This is a genomic window from Brevibacterium ihuae (assembly GCF_900184225.1).
Classification (GTDB): Bacteria; Actinomycetota; Actinomycetes; order Actinomycetales; family Brevibacteriaceae; genus Brevibacterium; species Brevibacterium ihuae.
This window is the reverse complement of sequence record NZ_FXWZ01000003.1, coordinates 865,682-887,152: the sequence shown is the minus strand read 5'-3', so window position 1 is coordinate 887,152 and position 21,471 is coordinate 865,682. Positions and strand designations below refer to the sequence as shown.

At 71.1% G+C, this 21,471-nt stretch carries 18 protein-coding genes; 8 read left to right on the top strand and 10 right to left on the bottom strand.

Annotation, left to right across the window (positions count from 1 at the left end; genetic code table 11):
• Positions 1–102: 102 nt before the first annotated feature.
• The 3 genes from C1A17_RS09335 to C1A17_RS09325 are packed head-to-tail and all read right to left on the bottom strand — an operon-like array spanning position 103 to position 2,434.
• Positions 103–906, bottom strand: coding sequence for an HdeD family acid-resistance protein (locus C1A17_RS09335; protein WP_101652742.1), 804 nt, complete (start codon positions 904–906; stop codon positions 103–105).
• Positions 903–1,718, bottom strand: a complete 816-nt coding sequence (locus C1A17_RS09330; protein WP_101652741.1) for a glutamate racemase — start codon at positions 1,716–1,718, stop codon at positions 903–905. Before C1A17_RS09330 ends, C1A17_RS09335 begins: the two co-directional genes overlap by 4 nt.
• Positions 1,715–2,434 (bottom strand): HAD domain-containing protein, encoded by a 720-nt coding sequence (locus tag C1A17_RS09325; protein ID WP_180953271.1) that lies wholly within the window; start codon positions 2,432–2,434, stop codon positions 1,715–1,717. The genes C1A17_RS09330 and C1A17_RS09325 overlap by 4 nt, the downstream gene beginning before the upstream one ends.
• Before the next feature lie 135 nt (positions 2,435–2,569).
• Here C1A17_RS09325 and C1A17_RS09320 point away from each other — a divergent pair, with 135 nt between their 5' ends.
• Positions 2,570–3,997 (top strand): amidase, encoded by a 1,428-nt coding sequence (locus C1A17_RS09320; protein WP_101652740.1) that lies wholly within the window; start codon positions 2,570–2,572, stop codon positions 3,995–3,997.
• Positions 3,998–4,071: 74 nt separating this feature from the next.
• On the opposite strand, the gene C1A17_RS09315 is transcribed toward C1A17_RS09320, so the two are convergent.
• Positions 4,072–4,479 carry an acyl-CoA thioesterase gene (locus C1A17_RS09315; protein ID WP_101652739.1) on the bottom strand — a complete coding sequence of 136 codons (408 nt, stop codon included), beginning with the start codon at positions 4,477–4,479 and terminating at the stop codon, positions 4,072–4,074.
• A 205-nt stretch (positions 4,480–4,684) separates the two neighbouring features.
• Between C1A17_RS09315 and C1A17_RS09310 the strand changes: the two genes are divergently transcribed.
• Positions 4,685–5,947 carry a CaiB/BaiF CoA transferase family protein gene (locus C1A17_RS09310; RefSeq protein WP_180953270.1) on the top strand — a complete coding sequence of 421 codons (1,263 nt, stop codon included), beginning with the start codon at positions 4,685–4,687 and terminating at the stop codon, positions 5,945–5,947.
• Positions 5,948–6,206: 259 nt separating this feature from the next.
• A complete protein-coding gene (locus C1A17_RS09305) occupies positions 6,207–7,553 on the top strand; it encodes an MFS transporter (protein ID WP_101652737.1) in 1,347 nt (448 codons plus the stop codon).
• Positions 7,554–8,035: 482 nt separating this feature from the next.
• Here the strand turns inward: C1A17_RS09305 and C1A17_RS09300 are convergent, their stop codons facing one another.
• Together C1A17_RS09300 and C1A17_RS09295 are read right to left on the bottom strand one after the other, a co-directional pair.
• On the bottom strand, positions 8,036–8,872 hold the full coding sequence (locus tag C1A17_RS09300; protein ID WP_180953269.1) for a nitroreductase: 837 nt from the start codon (positions 8,870–8,872) through the stop codon (positions 8,036–8,038).
• Positions 8,873–8,898: 26 nt separating this feature from the next.
• Complete coding sequence (locus C1A17_RS09295) at positions 8,899–10,356, bottom strand: APC family permease (protein WP_281258695.1); 1,458 nt, start codon at positions 10,354–10,356, stop codon at positions 8,899–8,901.
• 227 nt (positions 10,357–10,583) lie between these two features.
• On the opposite strand from C1A17_RS09295, the gene C1A17_RS09290 reads away from it, so the two are divergent.
• From C1A17_RS09290 to C1A17_RS09275, 4 genes are read left to right on the top strand one after another with little or no spacing between them, the layout of a single operon-like run.
• On the top strand, positions 10,584–10,904 hold the full coding sequence (locus C1A17_RS09290) for a hypothetical protein (RefSeq protein ID WP_101652734.1): 321 nt from the start codon (positions 10,584–10,586) through the stop codon (positions 10,902–10,904).
• Between the two features lie 8 nt (positions 10,905–10,912).
• Positions 10,913–12,229, top strand: coding sequence for a DUF2079 domain-containing protein (locus C1A17_RS09285; RefSeq protein WP_245873623.1), 1,317 nt, complete (start codon positions 10,913–10,915; stop codon positions 12,227–12,229).
• Between the two features lie 53 nt (positions 12,230–12,282).
• Positions 12,283–13,485: an acyl-CoA dehydrogenase family protein gene (locus C1A17_RS09280; RefSeq protein WP_101652732.1), complete on the top strand. Its 1,203-nt coding sequence runs from the start codon at positions 12,283–12,285 to the stop codon at positions 13,483–13,485.
• 12 nt (positions 13,486–13,497) lie between these two features.
• Entirely contained in the window at positions 13,498–14,667 is a 1,170-nt protein-coding gene (locus tag C1A17_RS09275) for an acyl-CoA dehydrogenase family protein (RefSeq protein WP_101652731.1), read from the top strand.
• 243 nt (positions 14,668–14,910) lie between these two features.
• Here C1A17_RS09275 and C1A17_RS09270 read toward each other — a convergent pair whose 3' ends face one another.
• Positions 14,911–16,284, bottom strand: a complete 1,374-nt coding sequence (locus tag C1A17_RS09270) for a site-specific DNA-methyltransferase (protein ID WP_101652730.1) — start codon at positions 16,282–16,284, stop codon at positions 14,911–14,913.
• Positions 16,285–16,548: 264 nt separating this feature from the next.
• On the opposite strand from C1A17_RS09270, the gene lhgO reads away from it, so the two are divergent.
• Positions 16,549–17,790 (top strand): L-2-hydroxyglutarate oxidase, encoded by a 1,242-nt coding sequence (gene lhgO / locus C1A17_RS09265; protein WP_101652729.1) that lies wholly within the window; start codon positions 16,549–16,551, stop codon positions 17,788–17,790.
• Positions 17,791–17,929: 139 nt separating this feature from the next.
• On the opposite strand, the gene C1A17_RS09260 is transcribed toward lhgO, so the two are convergent.
• The 3 genes from C1A17_RS09260 to C1A17_RS09250 all read right to left on the bottom strand — a co-directional run bounded on the left by C1A17_RS09260 (position 17,930) and on the right by C1A17_RS09250 (position 21,403).
• Entirely contained in the window at positions 17,930–18,493 is a 564-nt protein-coding gene (locus tag C1A17_RS09260; protein ID WP_101652728.1) for a hypothetical protein, read from the bottom strand.
• 387 nt (positions 18,494–18,880) lie between these two features.
• Positions 18,881–19,642, bottom strand: coding sequence for an SDR family NAD(P)-dependent oxidoreductase (locus C1A17_RS09255; RefSeq protein ID WP_101652727.1), 762 nt, complete (start codon positions 19,640–19,642; stop codon positions 18,881–18,883).
• A gap of 279 nt (positions 19,643–19,921) precedes the next feature.
• Positions 19,922–21,403, bottom strand: coding sequence for a helix-turn-helix transcriptional regulator (locus C1A17_RS09250; RefSeq protein WP_101652726.1), 1,482 nt, complete (start codon positions 21,401–21,403; stop codon positions 19,922–19,924).
• Between the last annotated feature and the right edge of the window lie 68 nt (positions 21,404–21,471).

The following is a 21,471-nucleotide window of genomic DNA, read 5'->3' as shown; positions in this document are numbered from 1 at the left end:
ACTTCTGGCCGGGCTGCTCATCCACCCGACTGCGCGGTATCCGCCCATCCGCGCACAACAGCGCGCAGCTCGGCAGATACCGCGCAGTACGGCGTGCGGTCATCACCCCTCGCCGCGCGGACCCCGATCGTCCCGCGGACCCTGATCGCCCCGATCATCGCGATCGTTGCGTTTTCGGCGGCTGGGCGGATCCTCGTCATCGGCGAGGCTGCCGGGGATCCATCCGGGACGGGCGGGATCCGAGGGGTCGGTTGTGAACCCGCCTGGGCGGGCGGCGGGCGAGCCCGGGCCGCCGAAGGCCAGGGTCGGGCCGAACCTCCGCTCGCCGTCGGCGACCGGGCCGAGCGCGCGTCCCACGCGGATGCCGAGGACGATCGAGGCGATCCCCATGAGGATGAGGAATGCGGCGACGAGCCAGAGCACCGACACGATCCCTGCCGCCGGATCGAACAGCAGGACGAGTCCGACGACGACCCCGAGGCCGCCGACGAGCAGGAGCCCCCACCACAGCGGTCCGCCCAGGCGGCGCAGCGTGAGAGCGCCGAACACCGTGAGCGTCCCGAGGGCCAGCGCCCACAGCCCGGCGATGACCGCGATGACCCCGGCGGACTCGCGCGGCAGGAGGAGCACGATGACGCCGATGAGGAGCGCGAGGCCGCCGCGGAGGAGCGGCCAGGAGGACGTCGACCGGCCTCGGGCCCCGATCCACCGGGCGATCGCGATGAGTCCGTCGGCGATGAGCCACGCGGCGAGGAGGAGCACGAGCACGAGCAGCGCGACGTCCGGCCACACGGCCATGACGAGCCCGGCGAGCACCGAGAGCACGCCCTGGATGACGATCGTCGTGCGCATCCGGCGCAGTGCGGCGGCCGGGTCGAACGGTGCGGACGGCGGGAGGGGAGTCATCCGATCACCTCGATCCGGCGCAGCCGCAGTCCGGCGGGGTAGGCGTCGAGGGTGTCAGGCAGCGCGGCCCGCCGGCCGGACATGTACGTCGCGAGGACCCGTCCCTCGGTGCCCCGTCCGAGCCCCGCGGCGAGCGCGGGATCATCCGGATCGAGCCCCAGCCGCCGTGCGGTCTGGCGCGCGACGGCGTTCGGTGAGTCGTAGAGCGCACGGGTGTGCGGGCGCCGGGCGCGGATCCGGTCCTCGACGAGGCCGTAGTGGGTGCAGCCGAGCACGATCGACTCGACATGATCCGGGGTGGCGGCGATCGCGGCATCGATCGCGGCGTCGACGGCGGCGAGCTCGGCGGAGTCGATGGCCTCGGCGAGGCCGGCGCACGCGACCGGATGCACCTCGGCGTCGGCGGCGAACTCCGCGATGAGACCGCGCTGGTACTCGCTCGCAGTGGTGGCCTTGGTGGCCCAGACCGCGAACGGCTCCCCGGCGTCCGCGGCGGACTTGATCGCCGGCACGGTGCCGATCACCGGGGTGCCGGGCTCGAGCGTCCGGCGGAGCGGAGCGAGCCCGTGGACAGACCCGGTGTTGCACGCGATGACGACGGCATCGGGCTCCCACGGGCTGAACACCTGGGCCGACTCGACGATCCGCTCCGCGACCACGGCGGCATCGAGCGCCCCGTAGGGCATCCAGTCGGGGTCCATGGAGAGGAGGAGGTCGGCGTGCGGCACGAGACGGTGGAAGGCGTCGGCGAAATCGACGAGGCCGAGGCCCGAGTCGATGAAACCGACGAGCGGGGTGCTGGGGCGTGTCATGACTCGTCCTTTCCGTGGACCCGGCGGCCGATGCCCTCGGGTGCGACGACAGCGGAACCGGAGCGGCCGGTGCGCGCGGCGGAGGATGCCGGCTCGGGTCTCACGCCGGTGCCGGGGGCAGGGGTGCGGCGGGTGCTCAGCAGCCGGGTGCTGCCCGGCCCGGACCTCGGCCGCGGATACGTGAAGGCGAGGATCCGCCGGAGATGTTCGGAGGTCAGTCCCCGCCGGAACTCCGGGGCGATGAGGAGGAGGCGGTCCGGATAGGTCTCGGTGAAGTAGGCGTAGGTCACCGGGGCTGCGAGGTCGTCGTCGACCCACACGGCGCGCTCGTCCGGGTGCTCGGCGAGCCAGGCCTCGACGGCGTGCGCCTTCCACCAGCTCGCGGGATCCCCGGCGAAGCGGTTGTACGAGTCGTCGGGCATCGGGATGACCGGGTACGTGCCGCGGAATCCGAGGGTCGGTTCGAGCTCGGTGGTGCATCGGTCGGACCAGGTCGAGAGCCACACGAGGTCGAGCAGACGGGTCTCGACGAGGCGCTCGAGGCGCCGGATGACGGACGGACGGTAGTGGAGCTCGTAGTTCCAGGCATGGGCCTTCCGGCGCCGTTCGCGGTAGAAGCGCGCTCCGGTGACGGGGAAGGAGTTGAGGACCCCGTCGACGTCGAGGAACAGGGTCGCCCGGCGCGCACGTCGGCGTGCGGAGTCCTCGTGTGTCATGGTGTGCGCTGTCAGGCCGGTGTTCGTGTCTCGTCCGTCCCCCGGCGGGTCCGACCGCCGGTGCGGCACCGCGCCGCCTCCCTCGTCCCCCCAGGATATCGGGTCGGACTGAGAGGCCCGTGGCAGACTGGTCGCATGAGTGAACTGCACCACATGAGCCTGCTCGACGTGCTCGCCGCCTTCCGGTCCCGGGAGCTCTCCCCGGTGGAGTACCTCGACCACCACATCGCCCGGATCGGTGCCCACGACGGATCGATCAACGCCGTGATGGACGTCATGGAGGTGTCGGCCGGACCCGCGGCGCGCCGGGCCGCCGAGGTCTATGCCGGGGCTGCGGACGGCGAGCCCCTCCCCGCTCTGCTCGGGGTGCCGCTGCTCGTCAAGGAGCAGCACGACGTCGAGGGCTGCTCGGCGACCCGCGGTTCACGTGCGCGTGCCGGCCAGGTCGCTCAGGCCGACAATCCGATCGTCGGGCGACTCCGCGGTGCCGGTGCGATCCCGTTCGCGCGTACCACCACGCCTGAGCTCTCGTGCGCGACCTTCACGCAGACCGCGGAATGGGGCGTCACTCGCAACCCGTTCAATCCCGCGTACACCCCCGGTGGGTCCTCGGGCGGTTCCGGGGCCGCGATCGCGGCCGGCTACGGTCCGCTCGCCACCGCCTCGGACATCGCCGGGTCGACACGCATCCCGGCCGCCTTCGGCGGGCTGCCGGGCTTCAAGTCCCCGTACGGCCGCACCCCCGGGCTCGCGCCGCTGAGCACCGACTGGTACCGCGGGGATCACGTGCTCGCCCGCTCGGTCGCCGACACCGCGCATGCGACGAACGTCATCGTCGGGCCCCATGCGGGCGACCACGCCACGATCGCCCCGGCCCACGTCCTGCCGACCGCCTTCGCCGGTGCGGCCGGCGTCGCGGGCATGCGGATCGCGGTGTCGCCCGACCTCGGCTGCTACGACGTCGATCCCGAGGTCCTCGACGGCTTCGGCGCTGTCGTCCGGGCGCTCGCGGATGCCGGGGCCGAGGTCGTCGAGGTGGATCCCGGACTCTCGCTCGACGACATCACCGATGCCTCGAGCGCGCACTACGGCCATCTCCTCGCTCTGCACATGACGCGCGTGTGCGGCGGTGACCTCGATCTGCTCGAGCCCTACTCCAAGAGGTTCGTCGAGTACACGCGGGACTTCGCGGAGCGGATCAGCCTGCTCGAGGCCGCCGACATCGAGACCCGGGTGCAGGCGCAGATCGCGCAGGCGATGGCCGGGTGCGATGCGCTCCTCACCCCCACCTCGGCGATCGCCGCGCTCGAGGCGGACAATGCGTACCTCGAGGCCGTCGAGCGCCCGGCCGGCCCGGTCGACTTCTACTGGCAGGCGCACATGACGATTCCGTTCAACATCGCCAACCGGTGCCCGGTTCTCGCGGTGCCCAGCGGCGTCGGCCCCACCGGCGTGCCGACGAGCGTGCAGATCGTCGGGCACCCCTTCGACGACGACACGGTGTTCACCATCGGTGCCGCAGTGGAGGAGCTGCTCCCGTTTCCGCGCAGCCCCCTCACGTGAGGGCGACCTCGGCTGCGCCCGGGAGGCGAGGAGACGCCCGCCTGTCGCACCGTCCGGCCGCGGGGCGGTGCGGCTCAGTCGTCCGCGTCGGCCATGTAGGTGCGGAGGTAGTCCTTGTCCTTCTCGCTGATCGGGGTGGGGCGCATGGTCTCCGGGTCGACGGTGACCATGACGTTGAGCGCCTCGAACACCACCGCGTCCTCCTGGATGCCCGTCGTGTGGATGGTGAAGGACGTGCTGCCCACGCGCGCGATGCGGAGCTCGAGTGTGAGCTCCGGGCCGTACATCACCGGCTTGCGGTAGTCGAGCTCCATCCGGACCGCGAGCTTCGGGGCGCTGATCGAGTCGCGTCCGCGCATCCCGACGAGCCAGTTGATCCGGCCCTCCTCGATGAGGGTGACGATCCGGCCGTTGTTGACGTGGCCGAGGATGTCCTGGTCGGACCAGCGGATCTCGGGACGGTGGATGAAGACTTCGGACACGGAGGTTCCTTTCGGTGATCGAGCACGCGGGCGGCATTCGCCCCGGGAGAATCATTGCCTCTCGAGCGCGGGACATCTAATCTTAAGCTAATCAATCATTCGGTAACCGCTTTGAATGCGGGACGTGCATCGTCGCGCGTCCCGCATCCGGACGGACCGGGCGAGCGTGATCCGCTCGCCGTGATCATCGTCGGAAGGACGAATCGTGACACCCTCAGATCCCACCTCGACCGCTCAGCAGGGCTCGCCGGCGGGCGCCGCGGCAACCGGAGCTCTCAAGCCCCTCGCCGGCTTCCGCGTCGTCGACTTCGGCGGCATCGGGCCCGGTCCGTTCGCCGCGCTCGTCCTCGCCGACCTCGGCGCGGAGGTCATCCGCCTCCAGCGGCCGAGCGAGCTCGGCACACCCAACAGCCCGGTGCTCGACCGCGGCAAGAAGTCGATCGTCGTCGACCTCAAGAACCCCGAGGGCGTGGCGCTCGTCAAGACGCTCGTCGCCTCCGCCGACGCCTGCCTCGAGGGCTTCCGACCCGGCGTCGCCGAGCGCCTCGGCCTGGGACCCGCCGAGCTCATGGCGCAGAACCCCGCACTCGTCTACGGCCGGATCACCGGCTACGGCCAGACCGGGCCGCGCTCGCAGGTCGCCGGCCACGACATGAACTACATCGCCTCGTCCGGCGTCCTCCACCAGCTCGGCCGCGAGAGCGAGGGACCGCAGTTCCCGGCGAACCTCATCGGCGACTTCGGCGGCGGCGGCATGGTGCTCGCCATCGGCATGCTCGCCGCCCTCGTGCGCGCGAAGACGAGCGGCGAGGGGGCGGTCATCGACGCCGCGATGATCGACGGCGCGAACCTCCTGTGGGCGATGATGCACGGCTTCGCCGCCCAGGGCGCCTGGACCGAGGGGCGCGGGACGAACATGCTCGACTCCGGGGCGCCGTTCTACGACCGCTACGAGACGAAGGACGGGCAGTGGGTGTCCGTCGGCTGCATCGAGCCGCAGTTCTTCAAGGTGTTCATCGACGGTCTCGGCATCGAGGACCGGATGCCCGGCAAGTTCGGCACCTTCGACTACCGCAAGAAGGAGACCTGGCCGCAGATCCGCACGGCCTTCACCGAGGCGATCGCCTCGCGCACCCGCGACGAGCTCGTCGAGATCTTCGACGGCACGGACGCCTGCGTGTTCCCGATCCTCAGCTTCGACGAGGCGGAGGCCGACGTCCACAACACCGCCCGCTCGGTGTTCTACCGCGACGAGGACGGCGTCCGGCAGCCGGGCGTGGCCCCGCGCTTCGCCTCCGTCGGCGGTGCGACCTGGGCCGGCGGGGATTCCGACGGCGAGCCGTTCGAGCGGCCCGCCGCCGCACCGGCCACCGGTGAGCACACCGCCGAGGTGCTCCGCGCCGCGGGCGTGGACGATGCGGAGATCGACCGGCTCGTCGAAGCAGGAGTGATCGCCCGCCGAAACTGAGCGCGCGGGCACTCACCGCGAGACACCATCGAGAACTGCTGTGGCGCGCGAAACCTGTACAGGTTTCGCGCGCCACAGCAGGAAACGCGTGCATCTCGGTAGCCCGGTCCGGCCAAGTGGCCGGGAACGGGCCGCCGGTGGGCCGGTCGGCCGGTGACCCGATGGGCGCACCGGGACCGCGGTGCGGCGGTATGCTCGGTCCGCGGACCGACCCCGGCGCCGCTCGACCGTCTGACCCCACGGAATGGGCTGTGACCCGATGACTCCTGCCGCCCCGCGCGCCGCCTCGGCCGCGACCGCGTCCCCCCGCGCCTCCCGCTGGCCGGCGATCCTGTGCTGGATCGTCGTCATGCTCGAGGGGTTCGACCTCGTCGTGCTCGGCGCGGTCATCCCGACGCTGCTCGCCACCGGCCACGTGGGCTTCACGGCTGAGTCTGCGACCGCGGTCGCCACGCTCAGCCTCGTCGGCGTGGGTGTGGGTGCGGCCGGGGTGGGCTTCCTCGCCGACCGGCTGGGGCGCCGGGTCGCGATCCTCACCTGCGTGGTCGTCTTCAGCATCTTCACCGTGCTCGTGCCGTTCGCACCGAACGTGCTGTGGTTCGCGGTGTTCCGGCTGCTTGCCGGGGTGGGGCTCGGTGCGGTCCTGCCGACCGCGCTGACCTACGTGGGCGAGTACTCCGGGTCCGGGAGCACCGCGCGGGCGACGACCCTGACGATGACCGGGTACCACACGGGAGCGGTGCTCGCGGCGCTGCTCGCCGTGCTCGCCGGCGCGGACTGGCAGCTGCTGTTCCTCGGCGGCGGGATCGTCGGCTTCCTCCTCCTGCCGGTGCTGTGGCTCAGGCTGCCGGAGTCCCCGGCCTTCCTCGCCGCCCGCGGGACCGGTGCCGCCGCATCGCGTGCAGCGGCTGAGCCCGCTGCTGCACACCCGGCGGGGCGTTCCGCTGCTTCCGGACCCGCGGCTGCGCACCCGGCGGGGGACCCTGCAGCTTCCGCCCCTGCGGCTGCCGCCCCTGCGGTTGCGCGCGGCTCACTGTTCTCCGGCGGGTTCGCGCGCGTGACGATCGGGGTGTGGGTGGCGAGCTTCATGGGCCTGCTCCTCGTCTACGGGCTCAACACCTGGCTGCCGACGATCATGGAGGAAGCCGGATACCGCCTCTCCGCTTCTCTCGTCATGCTCCTCGTCCTCAACCTCGGCGCGGTCGTGGGACTCGTGGTCGCCGGGCGGGCGGCGGACCGGCACGGCACCCGACCCATGGTCCTCCTGTGGTTCGGTGCGGCCGCGGTGCTCCTCGCGCTGCTCAGCGTGCGGATGGAGAACCCGGTGGTGCTCCACCTCGCGATCTTCGCCACGGGGGCGTTCGTGTTCTCCGCGCAGGTCCTCGTCTACGCCTACGTGTCATCGGTGTACCCGGCCGAGGTGCGCGGAACGGCGCTCGGGCTGGCCGCCGGCGTGGGTCGGCTCGGCGCGATCGTCGGGCCGTTCCTCACCGGAGCGCTCGTCGCAGCGGGGATCGCCTACCCGTGGGGCTTCTACCTGTTCGCCGCGGTCGCCGTACTCGGGGTGCTCGCCATGGCGGCCGTCCCACGCGCGGCCCGGACGTGACCTCCTGCGCGGTCCGCAGGTGACCTCCTTCGCCTGCGGAACTGAGGCGGCGAGGGTGGTGACCCCGCGCGCCGTCCGGATGTGACCCGCCACCGCAGTTTCCGTCGCAGGCCAGCAGTTTGCGCTGTCAACTGCAGTTTCCGTCGCACTTACCTGGGCTCTGCCGGTGCATCTTCGTAGGCCGCGCCGACCAACTGCAGTTTCCGTCGCATCCCGGGGGCGGTTTCAGCCTGGAAGCCGGCGCGTGCATTCGCGGAGACCAGCCCGTGCATTCGCGGAGACCAGCCCGTGCATCCGCGGGGCGGCGTGCGGGTCCCGGAGGCTGAGCGCTCGATTCACGCTCCGCGACCCGTCGACCCGCCGACTTCTGAACTGCCGATCCGCGAGACTCCGAACTGCTGACCCACGAACCGTCGACGTGCGAACCTCCGAACCGCGAACCTCCGAACCGCAGGTCCTCGAACCGGCCATACCCCCAAACGTCAGTCGTTGACGGATTCCACGCGGACGACGACCTCGGACAGGGGAGCTCTTTCGGTCCGGTAGGAGTTCCCCGGGGCGGTGTGGTCGGGATGCCCGATAGCCATGCCGGCGACCACATCGACGTCGTCGGCGAGGCCGAGGTAGCGATGGATGAGGTCCGCATGCATGCCGATCGACCCGAGCGCGCACGCGCCCAGGCCGGCCTCCCACGCCGCGTACTGGAGCGTGGCGATGTACGAACCGGTGTCGACCCACCCGTAGGCGCCGACCTCCCGGGTCGAGGTGATGACGAGGCCGATCGGGGCGCCGAAGAACTCGTAGTTCGCGAGCGAGACCTCGAACCGACCGACCATGTCCTTCCGGTCGATGCCGAGCGCCTCGTAGCGGCCGTACCCGGTCACGCGCTTGCGCTGCATCTGGTCGTCGGTGAAGCGGCCGGGCAGCGGCAGATCCGCCGAGGTCTCCTTCCGCTGAGCGCGGGCGGTCACCTCGGCCCGCAGTCGCGAACCGATCTCCCGGAGCACCTCGCCGGTGAGGACGTGGACCTGCCACGACTGCGTGTTCGACCACGAGGGCGTGCGCTGGGCGGTCTCGAGCACCGCGGTGAGCTGCTCCTCGGTGACCGGTTCCCCGGTGAAGTGTCGGACGCTGTAGCGCTCGGCGAGGAGCTCCGAGAGGCCGCTGCTCCCGAGGCCGCTCGTGCCGCCACCGCCGCTGCCGCTGTTGGCACTCGCACCAGCACTGCCGCCGGTGCCACCGCCGCTGCTCACTCCGAGGCCGCTCTCGGCAGCACCGTCCGTGTCATTCCCGTCCGTGTCCGTCCAGTCCGTGCTCATCCCGCGCGTGGTCCTCGCCTCCGTGCTCATCGACGGCGCTGACGCTTGGCGTCGAGCTTCGCCAACAGCTCGTGCTCGGCGTCCGGCCCCGGCTTGATGCCGCTGGGCAGCCGGAACATCAGCATGACTCCGGCGATCATCCACAGGCCGAACATCAGGTAGGACTGCCAGGCGAGCGTCACCGAGATGGGCGTGAGTGCCGGGATGTACATGACGAAGAGGATCGCGCAGAGCACCGCGGCGATGATGCCGATGACGACTCCGCCGCCGCCCTTGCCGCCGATCCGCAACGGCCGGTCCATCGCGGGCTCCTTCTTGCGCAGGATGACGAACGCGATGGCGACGAGGCCGTACGCGAAGACGATCATCGGCGAGCCGGAGTCGACGACCCAGCCGAGCATCGCGGTGCCGGCGAACGGCGCGAGCGCCGAGAGGATGCCGATGAACAGGAGAGCGTTGACCGGGGTGCGATACTTCGGGTGGAGCTTGCCGAACCAAGCCGGGATCATCCCGGAGTTCGCCATCGCCCACATGAGGCGCGAGGCACCCATGAGGAAGGCGATCCACGAGGTGATGATGCCGGCGAGGCCGCCGGCGATGACGATGTCGCCCCAGATCGGGTGGCCCATGAGATCGGCGAGGGCATCGGCGGTGACGAGGTCGAACGAGGCGAGCTGGGAAGCCGGCAGCGCGAGCGAGGTCGAGAAGATGATGATGAGGTAGAACAGCACCGCCATGACCACCGACATGACGACGAGCTTGCCGATCTGCTTCGGCGGGACCTTGATCTCCTCCGCCGACTGCGGGATGACGTCGAAGCCGACGAAGAGGAACGGCACCGCGCCGAGCACCGCGACGAAGCCGATCGCCCCGCCGTTGAACAGCGGCTGGGTGTTCGACAGCTCGCCGCCGACGACTCCGCCTGCGAGCAGGAGGAACGCCATGATGACGAGGAAGCTCACGACGAAGGTCTGGACGAGACCGGCGACCTTGACCCCCCGGATGTTGATCCACATGACGATGAGCGAACCGATCGTCCCGGCGAGCGCCCAGGTCAGGTGCACGTCGAAGTCGGCGATCGTCCACAGGTGGATCTGCTGGAAGTTCGGGAAGAGGTATTCGATCGTCCGCGGGAACGCCACCGCCTCGAACATCACCACGCTGATGTACCCGCCGGTGATCGCCCACGAGCCGAGCAGCGACAGACGCGGGCCCATGCCGCGGATGAGGTAGTTGTGCTCACCGCCGGCGTGGGGCATCGCGGCGACGAGCTCGGAGTAGACGACGCCGACGAAGCCCATGATGATGCCGCCGACGACGAAGGCGAGGAGCGCGCCGAGGGTGCCGGCGCTCTCGAGCCAGCCGCCGGTGAGAGTGATCCAGCCGAAGCCGATCATCGCGCCGAAGCCGATGAAGAGCGCATCGACGTTGCCGAGGACCCGGACGAAGCCGTGACCGCGATCGACGTGGCCGAGCTCGTCCACGGACGCGCTGGAGGTGGATCGGGCCCCGCTGGAATCGGGCGTCGGCGGATGAGTGCTCATAGCAGCCCCTTCAGCAGATCTGTGAGGATGGTCACACTATAGGAGATCGCGGGACCCGTGATGCGCACGACATCGACCGCAGTCGAATCGTGATCCGATCTTTTTCGTTACCTGGGCCTCGCAGGCTTGCGAGGCCCGATGAGCCGCCCCCGATTACACTCGGGGCCATGACCGACCTCAAGGACGCACTCGACGTGCAGACCGCTCCGATCGTCGCCCTCGGCCTCCTCGGCGGCTATGTCACCGCCCGCGAATCCGGCATCCGGCCGCTCGGCGGGGCCGTGCTCGCCGCCGCCGGCGTGTACGCCGGCCGCACCTGGCTCGCCAAGGGGGGTGCGGCGACGACCGCCGGCCTCGCCGCCGCCTACGTGCTGGGATTCGGTCTGTCCCACCCGCTGGCCAAGAAGATCGGGGCATGGCCCTCGGTGCTCGCCGTCACCGCCGCCGTCGCCGGCGCCTCCGCGGTCGCGGTCGACCTCCGTCACTGACGACGCCCGTGCCGCGCCCGTCCTCCCGCCGGGACCCCGCCGGCCTCACCCGGTACGCTCCGGCGTTCGCCTCCCTCGTCGCGCTCGTCCTCTACGCAACCCTGTCGATCCTCATGTGGAGGATCCATTACTCGCCGTCGTGGGACCTCGGGATCTTCACGCAGCTCCTCACCCGGTACGCCGCGTTCGAGGTGCCGATCGTCGAGATCAAGGGCCCGGGCTTCAACCTGTGGGGCGATCATTTCCACCCCATCCTCATCCTCCTCACCCCGCTGTTCGCGCTCTTCCCCTCCGGGCTCACGCTCATGCTCGCCCAGGCCGTCCTGTTCGCCGCCTCGGTGTGGCCGGTGGTCTCACTCGCCCTCGAGCGCCTCACCCGGAAGGGGGCGTGGCTGCTCGCGATCTCCTACGTCATGTCCTGGGGACTCGTCAACGCGGTGATCGCCCAGTTCCACGAGATCGCCTTCGCCGTCCCGCTCCTCGCCTTCGGCCTCGTCGGCTGGATCCGCGGCAAGCGCCTCGGCCCCGCGGTCGCGATCGCCCTCCTCGTCTTCGTCAAGGAGGACCTCGGCCTGACCGTCGCGATGTTCGGCGCGGCGATCTGGCTCCGTGACCGGTCCGACCTGCGGTACGCGCTGTACCTCGCCGGGTGGGGCGTCGCCTGGACCGCCTACGCGGTGCTGATCTTCATCCCCGCATTCAACGTCGAGGGCGGATACGACTACACCGACAACGTCACGCTCATGGAGACCCTCACCGCGGGCCTGACGACCAAGATCGGCACCCTGGGATTCCTCGCGCTCGCCGCCGGGGTGATCGGTCTGCGCTCGCCCTTCATGCTCCTCATGCTCCCGACCCTCGGCTGGCGCTTCCTCGGCAACGTCGAGGGGTACTGGGACACGAGCTTCCACTATTCTGCGGTCCTCATCCCGATCGCCGCGGTGAGCCTCATCGACGGCGCCGGACGCCCGCACCGCACTCTCGCACCGGCGGTCGCCGCGGTCTCCGCGCTCGCCCTGCTGAGCCAGACGAGCATCCACCTCCTGTGGGAGGCGGACCGCTACCGGGTCGACGGAGCCGGCGCGGTCGCCGCGGCGCGGGAGTACGGCTCGGTCGTCACCGACGTCAGGCTGCTCGCCTATCTGGCACCGCACACCGGCACGTACTGGTACGGCAGCTCGGAGGAGTTCGTCCCCGAGGCGGTGGCGCTGCGCCCCGACGACCTCGAGCAGCCGGTCGAGCAGTGGGCCGAGGCGCGCTACGGCGGCGACTGGCATCTCACCTACGAGGGAGGGGGCTACCAGGTCGTCACCGGCGGCGGCTAGGATCCCACCAGGCACCACGCCCCTGTTCTCGACGATGAGAAGGCTGATCGACCGTGGACATCGCCCCTGATACGAATCTCGACGAGTTCCGTGCCGAGGTCGCGGAGTTCCTCGATTCCGCTCCCACCCCGGAGATCCGGGAGGCCGGCCGGAAGACGACGAGCGCCTTCGCCCCGTTCGGCCCGGTCATGGAGTGGCACCGCATCCTCCACTCGCGCGGCTGGGCGGCACCGGACTGGCCCGAGGAGCACGGCGGCCCCGGCTGGTCGGTCGAGCAGCGCTGCGTGTTCGCCGAGGAGTACCAGAAGCGCGGACTCCCTCCGCTGCTGCCCAACGGGCTCAAGATGGTCGGCCCGCTCCTCATGGAGCTCGGCACGCCGGAGCAGCAGCAGCGCCACCTCCCCGGCATCCTCGCCGGAGAGGACTACTGGACGCAGGGCTACTCCGAGCCCGGCGCCGGGTCCGACCTCGCCTCGCTCGGCTGCACCGCGGTCGCCGACGGTGACGACTACGTCATCAACGGCAGCAAGATCTGGACCACCTACGCCCACCATGCGAATCGGATGTTCATGCTCGTGCGGACGAGCCGCGAGGGGCGCAAGCAGCAGGGCATCACCTTCCTCCTCCTCGATCGCACGGACTACCCCGGCATGGAGATCCGGCCGATCATCGGCCTCGACGGCGTCCCCGAGCAGTGCGAGGTGTTCTTCACCGACGTCCGCGTGCCCCAGTCCGGCCGAGTGGGCGAGGAGAACGACGGCTGGACCGTCGCCAAGCACCTCCTCAAGCACGAGCGCGGCGGGGCGGCGCAGAGCCCGATGATGCGCCGCCGGCTTGAGATCATCCGGGAGACCGCCGCCGAGGTGCCGTCGCCGTTCGGCGGGACCCTCGCCGACGATGCCGACATCCAGCGCGAGCTCGGCGAGCTCGAGGCGGACGTCGCCTCCCAGGAGCACTTCGAGAAGCTCGCGATCAGCGGTCACCCGCTCGCCTCCGACCCGGCGTACCCCTCGCTCAACAAGGTGACGAGCTCCGAGCTCACCCAGCGGATCTCGGTGCTCATGACCCGGGTGTGCGGCCTCGACGCGCTACCCGACCAGCGGGAGGCGCTGCAGGTCGGATCCGGCATCGACCCGCTCGGCGACGATCTGTCGCTCATCGCGATGCCGTTCTACCTCAACAGCCGCGCCACGACCATCTACGCGGGAACCAACGAGGTCCAGCGCGACCTCATCGCCCGCTCCCTGCGATCCTGACCGGAGGCCGCCATGGATCTCACGTACACCGAGGAGCAGACCGAGCTCCGCAGCACGCTCACCCGCCTGTTCTCCCGTGACTACGACTTCGACACCCGCCAGGACATCGTCCGCTCCGACACGGGGTGGTCGACCGAGGTGTGGGAGAAGCTCGTCGGCCTGGGGCTCACCGCGATCCCGTTCCCCGAGGAGGTCGGGGGACTCGACGGCACCGTCGTCGACCTCGTCGCCGCGGCCGAGATCGTCGGGGCGCACCTCGTCGCCGAACCCTGGATCCCCACCGTCGCGCTCGCCGGCGGACTGCTCGCCGCAGTGCTCGAGACGGATCCGGCCGGCGGCAGCGACGGCCGCGCCTCAGGCGGTGACGATGCCGGTCGCGCTGCTACCGATGACGACGCTGGTTCCGCCGCGGCCCGTTCCGCACTCGAACGCATCGCCGCTGGTGAGACGACCGCTGCGCTCGCCCACGAGGAGGGCCGCGGCACCGCGGATCCCGGCCTCGTGCAGGCGCGCGCCGAGCGCTCGGGGGACAGATACGTCCTCACCGGGGAGAAGCGGATGGTCCTCCACGGCGCCGCGGCCGACCTCGTCGTCGTCACCGCCCGCCTCGACGGTGCACTCGCGCTGCTCCTCGTCGAGGGGCCGGTGCCCGGTGCGACGGCGTTCGCCGCGGTCGACGGCCGTCCGGCAGCCCACCTCCGCTTCGACGGCACCCCGGCGGTCCTTCTCGCCGCCGACGCCGAACCGCTCATCCGCGCCGGCCTCGACCGGGCGATCCTCGTCCTCGCGGCCGAGGCGGTCGGCGCTCTCGGAAGTCTCCTCGAGCGTACGGCGGAGTATGCCTTCACCCGCGAGCAGTTCGGGGTGCCGATCGGGACGTTCCAGTCGATCTCCCACCGGCTCGCCGACATGAAGATCGACTACGTCAAGACCCGCGCGACCCTCCTCTACGCGGCCGCGCTCGCCGAGGCCGGTCGCCTCACCGCGCGCGACGTCTCCGTGCTCAAGGCGCAGGTCGGACGGCTGGGGCGGCGGCTCGGCGAGTCCGCTATCCAGGCCCACGGCGGCGTCGGCATGACCGACGAGCTGCCGATCGGCCACCTCCACAAGCGCGTGCTCACCATCGACGGGCTGTTCGGCACCGCGGACTACCACCTCCGGGTGCTCGGCGCCCCGGCCTGAGCGGCGGCCGGTCGGTCGAACAAGCGGTGCCCCGGCCGGTCAGAGCACAACCCGCCGAACTGCGCGGTATCTGCCGATCTGCGCGCAATTGCGCGCAGATCGGCAGATACCGCGCAGTCGGACGTCGCCCGCCCCCTCAGTCCTCCACCGCCCCCTCAGACGGCGACCGCGTGCCCGGCCGGATTGCTGCAGGCCCGGACCGCGACCGCGGGTTCAGTCCGAAGTGTCAGCGATGCCGTGGACTCAGACCGGGGGCTGGGGCAGACGGATGTCGGCGAAATCGGTGTCGAGGTCCGGGTGCTCGGCGGACAGCGCGGCGCCCGCGCGGCGCAGGCGCTCGCGCATGAGGGCGCTGATCGTGTCGAGCGGCTCGCTCGGCTCCGTGCCGCGCGCCGCCTCGGCGGCACGTCCCGGACCCGAGGCGTCACGCGCTGATGCGCCCGCTGCCGCCTCGGCGGATCCCACCTCGGCGGATCCTGTCCCAGCGGCCCCGGCCTCCGCTCCGAGCCGCGCCCCGGCCCCGGCCTCCGCTCCGAGCCGCGCCCCGGCGACCGGCCGGAGCGCCTCGGGCTGCTGGACGAGGACGTACCGGCGCGCACCGCTGTCGGCGGCATTGAGCTCGAGGACCGCCTGTCCGGTGGTCCCGGAGCCGGCGAAGAAGTCGAGGACGATCGCCTCGCGGTCGAAGAACGTCTGCGAGCGCACGAGCGTGCGGATGAGCTCGAGGGGCTTCGGGTAGCCGAACAGCCCCCCGAGCCCGAGCGCCTCGAGGTCCGTGCGCCCCTCCTCGTTGAGCGCCTTGATGATCGAGTACATCTTCGAGCTCGCCTCGTCAGCCGGGGTGAGCCGCAGCACCGCGTGCCTGCGGACGCCGTCCGCATCCGGTTCGCCCCACGGGCGCAGCAGCAGGCGTCCCGCCGCGAGGCCGGCGTCGACCTCGGCCTTCTTCGCCTCCCCGCGCACCCGGGCGATGTCCTCGTACATGAGGCGGCGCTCGGTGCCGCGGGTGTACTTGCCGAAGCTCACCCGCAGCCAGTCGTCGTCGACGAGGTACCGGCGGCCGTCGATCGTCTCGTAGCGGGCGGGCGGGCGCTTCTCGGTGAGGAACGGCCCCACTCGGCGGGCGTCCTTGGCCCAGACGAGGACGAAGTCGTGGCCGCGGACGAACGAGCGGGCATTGCCGCCGCCCTTCGCGCGCTGCTGGATGAAGGAGCCCAGATAGTTCTCCTCGCCGAACACCTCGTGTCCGAGGAGCTGGAGGTGCGCGTTCTCCCGGTCGTCGATCGACACGAACACCACGCCGTCCTCGCGCAGCAGCTCGCGGGTGAGGAGAAGGCGGGGGAACATCATCGTGAGCCAGCCGGCGTGCCCGGCCGCGCCGAAGGTGTCCCGGTACGGCAGGGCGTTGCCGGTGTTGTACGGCGGATCGATGTAGACGACCTTGACCGCACCGGCATGGGTGCGGCGGAGCAGCCGGAGCGCGGTGAGGTTCTCGCCCTCGATCGCGAGGTGCCGGTCGCTCGGCAGGGGGTCGGTCGGGAGGTCTGCGGGGGATTCGGCGGCGAGAGCGGCGGCCGCTGCCTTCCCGGGCCAGTCGAGGGACCACGACGACTCCACAGACCCTCCTCTCTCGTGCGCTCCGGCGTGCCCGGGCGCGGCGCCCCCGGGCGGCGGTACCCCCAAAGCGGCGGGTCCGGGTGTCCCACCCCGAGCGACCCGAGGGGCCGGTGCGGCAGCGTGCCCGGCCTGCGGTGAGCCGGTTGCCCGGTGTGCGGGCCCGGCGAGCGGGGCCCGGTCCGGTTCCGGTCGCGGAGCCGCGGGGCGCCTCGGGCACAGCTGCGCCCCTGTCGGCGGGAGGGGCGATTCTGCCAAGATAGCACCATGACAATCTCACGCATCGCCGTCGTCGGCGGAGGCATCATCGGGACGGCCGTAGCGCGCGAGCTCGCGCTGCGCCAGCCCGATGCCACCGTCACCGTGTTCGAGAAGGAGCCCCGTCTCGCCGCCCACCAGACCGGGCACAACTCCGGGGTCGTCCACGCCGGGCTGTACTACGAGCCCGGCAGCCTCAAGGCCCGGCTGTGCCGGAGGGGCGTGGAGAAGCTCGTCGAGTACTCGGCGGTCAACGGGATCCCCTACGACGAGTGCGGCAAGCTCGTCGTCGCCCACACCACGCTCGAGGTCGACCGCCTCGAGAAGATCCACGAGCGGGCCACCGCCAACGGCGTGCCGCACGTCGCGCTGCTCGACCGCCATGAGATGCGCGAGATCGAGCCGAACGTCCGCGGCGTCCTCGCGCTCCACTCGCCGCACACCGCGATCATCGACTTCGTCGCGCTCACCGAGGCCTTCGCCGCCGACGTCGTCGCCGCCGGCGGGCGCATCGAGTACAACGCCGAGGTCGCCCGCCTCGACACCATGGGCAACGAGGTGCGCGTCGCGCTCGCGATGCCGGGGGTGGAGTCGAAGATGACCGAGGACGCCGGGTCCTTCGACCTCGTCGTCACGTGCGCGGGGCTCCAGTCCGACCGTCTGGCGCGGGCCTCGGGGCTCGAGCTTGAACCGCGGATCGTGCCGTTCTCCGGCGACTACTTCCTCATCGAGCAGCCCGCGGCGGACGTGGTCAAGGGCCTGATCTACCCGGTGCCGGACCCCGCGTATCCGTTCCTCGGCGTCCACCTCACGCGGCGGATCGACGGTGCCCTCATGCTCGGGCCCAACGCCTTCCTGTCCATGGGGCGGGAGAAGTACTCGCGCGGGTACTCCCGCGAGGGGTTCGACCTCGGCGACATCGGTTCCACGCTCGGCTTCAAGGGCTTCTGGAAGTTCGCCCGGCAGAACGTCAAGGCCGCCGCGCGCGAGGCCCGCACCGCGCTCTCGCCCCGGGCCTTCGTCGAAGAGGCCCAGAAGTTCGTTCCCGACCTCGATCCGGCGACGGTGAAGCCGGGACCGCGCGGTGTGCGCGCGCAGGCGATGAACGCCGACGGCTCGCTCGTCGACGACTTCGTCATCACCACCCGGGGCCGGCTCACGCAGGTCCGCAACGCCCCGTCGCCGGGTGCCACGAGCTCGATGGCGATCGCCGAGCACATCGTCGACAAGGCGCTCGCCTCGCTGCGCTGACGTCCACGGGACAGCCGAGGTGCCCGCTTCCCGGATGGGGAAGCGGGCACCTCGGCTGTGGTGGGACCGGTGCCGGTCGGGCTGGTTCTCGCCGGATCAGTGGCTGTCGGGCCGGTGCCGGTCGAGCTGCGGGGCGCACTCAGAAGTGGACGCCGGGGAACTCGAGCTCGTACTCGACGTAGGTGCCGTTGATCGAGGTGACCTTGACGAGCGGGAAGTACTTGTCGCCCGACGGCATCTCCATGTCGCAGGTGGTCGAGGAGCCGACGCTGTAGGCCCGGAGGTCGCGGCAGTTGACGTCGATGCCGGTGACCCCGGATTCCTCCTCGGCGGCCTCCTTGACCGACTGGGCGAGCTCGGTGCCCGGGATGGTGACGACGTCGGATTCGCCTCCGGTGTCCGTCGTCGAGGTGTCCGTGCCGGTGCCGGGGTCAGCCGTGTTCTGCTCGGGGTCCTGATCGGGGATCTCCCGGTCGTCGCCGGTGTCCGTGCCGCCGGTGTCGGTGCCGCCCTCGTCGGTGCGGGTCCCCCCCCCCCCGCCGTTCCGGTTCGCCTCCTCGCCGGTGGTCTCCTCGCCCTCGTCGCCGCCCGGGCCCACGGAGAACTCGAAGCTGCAGGCGGACAGGGTGAGGGCGGTAGCGAGCCCGGCGATGACCGTCGCCGACCGGGTGATGAGTGCTCGGTTGATGAGTGCGCGTCGCATGGTGCGTCTCCTGGAAATCACGGTTCGCGCCGCTGCGGCGAACCTCCTGATCCCAACCTAGGAACGGTGCGTGTGGCACCTGTTGCGCGCTGCGTGGCCTTCCGAGCACGCGTGTTCCCGCCTCGACACATGGCGGCGGGTTCGCCCCGCTCGGCGGTCGCGCGGGCCGGGCGAGGCCATGCACGCCGAGCGTTGGCCTGCTGCGCCGGGGTGGGGCCGAGGTGCTCGGCGCCGGCGTACCCGGTGGCGCTGTCGTCGCGCCGGCGAGGGACGGCTGCCGAGGCGCTCAGCACCGGCGTACCCGGTGACGTCGCGCTGAGCCCGGGTAAGTGTGCGATCGCCGGCGGATGCGTTCTCAGGATCCTTCGTGATCCGCCGGTTCGCGGCTCACACGTGGAACATCGACATCCCGCCGTCGACGGGGATCGCGGTTCCGGTGACGTAGCTCGACGCGGGCAGACAGAGGTTGAGGGTCATCTGGGCGACCTCCTCGGGTCGGCCGTAGCGGCGCATCGGCACGCGGCGACGGGCGTAATTCGCCTTCCCCTCGGCCGGGTACTTGCTCGTCATGCCGGTCTCGATGGGCCCGGGGCACACCGCGTTGACGGTGATGCCGAACTCCGCGAGCTCGATCGCGAGGCTCCGGGTGATGCCGATGACGCCGGCTTTCGTCGCCGAATAGCTCAGCAGCCCGGCCTGGGAGACGAGCGCCTCGGTCGAGGCGATGTTGACGACCCGGCCGTGCGCGGACTCCCGGAGGTGGGGCAGGGCGCGGCGGACCAGGCGCACGTGCGCGGTGAGGTTGATGTCGAGCACCTCCTGCCACACCTGCTCGAACTCCGCGTCGTCCTGGGCCACGGAATTGCGGCGGGAGACCCCGGCGTTGTTGACGAGGATGTCGATGCCGCCGTACTCGGCGACCGCGGCGTCGACGAGCGCGCTGAGGTCATCGGGGCGGCTGACGTCGCAGGTCACCGCGATGGCCGAGGCGTCCGGCACCGTGGCGGCGATCTCCTCGCGCACTGCGGCGAGCTGCTCGGCGGAGCGGTCGGCGAGGACGACGCGGGCGCCTGCGCGGGCGAAGAGAATCGCGGTCGCGCGACCCATTCCGCTCGCGGCGCCGGTGACGATCGCGGTGGAGCCCGCGATCGAGCGGGAGGCGAACTCGAGCGACGAGGGGCGTGGGGTGGACGGGGGGCGTGACCGGTCCCGGAGGCTCGTCGAGCTTCGGGGCCGTCGGCCGGGGCCGTCGGTCGGGGGCCGTCGGTCGGGACTGCTGCCGCCGGCCCGACCCCTCGCCGCCGGCCGGGGGTGCGGTCGACGGCCCGACCTGTCGCCGCTGGAGTGCGCCCGGCGGCGGGCCGGTCGACATTGCGAATTCCTGCGGATCCGTTCTCAGGAACCTTCGGAAATTGCTGTTCGGGGGGATCAGCCGGAGTGGCGCTCGAGGAACTGGTAGACCTCGGTGGTGTCGACGCCGGGGAACACTCCGGGCGGCACCGCGGCGAGCAGCGAGGCGTGGGTGCGGGCGGCCGGCCACGAGGCATCGGCCCACTTCTCCTCGAGCTTCGCCGGCGCCTGGCGGCAGCACGTCGGATCGGGGCACCGCGACACCGAGCGCTTCGTCGTCTCCCGGCCGTCGAACCACTTGACGTGCGCGAACGGCACTCCGACGCTCACCGAGAAGTCCCCGGGCCCCGGCAGCACGCGGGCGGTGCACCAGTACGTCCCGTTCGGGGTGTCGGTGTACTGGAAGTACGGGCTGAAGCGGTCGGAGACCCGGTACACCGTGCGCGAGGTGAAGCGCTTGCACGCGTACTGGCCCTCGATCGCGCCGAGCGGGTCGGTGGGGAAGGGGAGGCCGTCGTTCGAGTACGCCTTGTGCACCGTGCCGGAGATATGGACCTTCATGAAGTGGACGGGCAGCCCGAAGTGCTCGGTCGCGAGGTTGGTGAAGCGGTGCGCAGCGGTCTCGTAGCTCACGCCGAAGAAATCGCGGAGCTCCTCGATGGAGATCCGGCGGTTCTTCTTCGCCTCGGAGAGGAACGGCACCGCCGCCTTCTCCGGGAGGAGGAGCGCGGCCGCGAGGTAGTTCGCCTCGACGCGCTGGGACAGGAAGTCGCCGTAGTCCGTGGGCGGGGTGTGGCCGAGCAGGTGCGAGGACAATGCGGTGAGCAGGTGGGAGCGGGGATCGTGGCCCGAGGCATCCTCGTTCGACAGGTAGAGGCGTCGGTTGCGGGTGTCGGAGACCGAGCGGGTCGACTTCGGCAGGTCGGACACGTAGTGGAGGGAGAAGCCGAGCTGCTCGGCGATCTGCGCCGCGTGGCGCTGGCTCAGCGGGCCGTCCTCGTAGCCGATCGCGCCGAGGATCTCCGCCGCCTGCACCTCGAGCTCGGCGAAATAGTTGTTCCGGGCGCGCATGTTCTCGCGCAGGTGCTTGTTGGCCCGGCGCGCCTCCTCGGGCGTCGCGGCACGGTTCCGCACCACCTGCGTGAGCTGGCGCTGGAGGCCGACGATGGCCTCGAGCGCATCCTGCGGCAGCGACTTCACCCGCACCTGCGGCAGGTCGAGCGAGGAGTAGAGCGCCGAGGACTGGGCGCGCTCGGCCTCGAGCTCGAGGGCCTGGCGGTCATCGATCGGGTGCGGGTCGAGGAGTGCGTCGGTCGTCGTGCCGAGCGCCTCGGCCAGTCCGGCGAGCATGGTGAGCGAGGGTTCGCGCTTCCCGTTCTCGATCGCGGAGATCTGGGAGGCCGCCCGGCCCACCGCCTCGCCGAGCCGCCCGAGGGTGAGGTCGCGCTGGGTGCGGAAGTGCCGGACCTTGCGCCCGATGCTCAGCGCATCGGTGACCGGCGCGTCCTCGGCGGGCGGGGGTGAGGTGAGTCGTTCGGAAGTGCGGGAACCGGTGACCATGTGCCCAAGTGTCCCACCGGACGGGAAAATTCGCCATAGAATCGCGAGAATTCTGCTGAGCAGAAGAA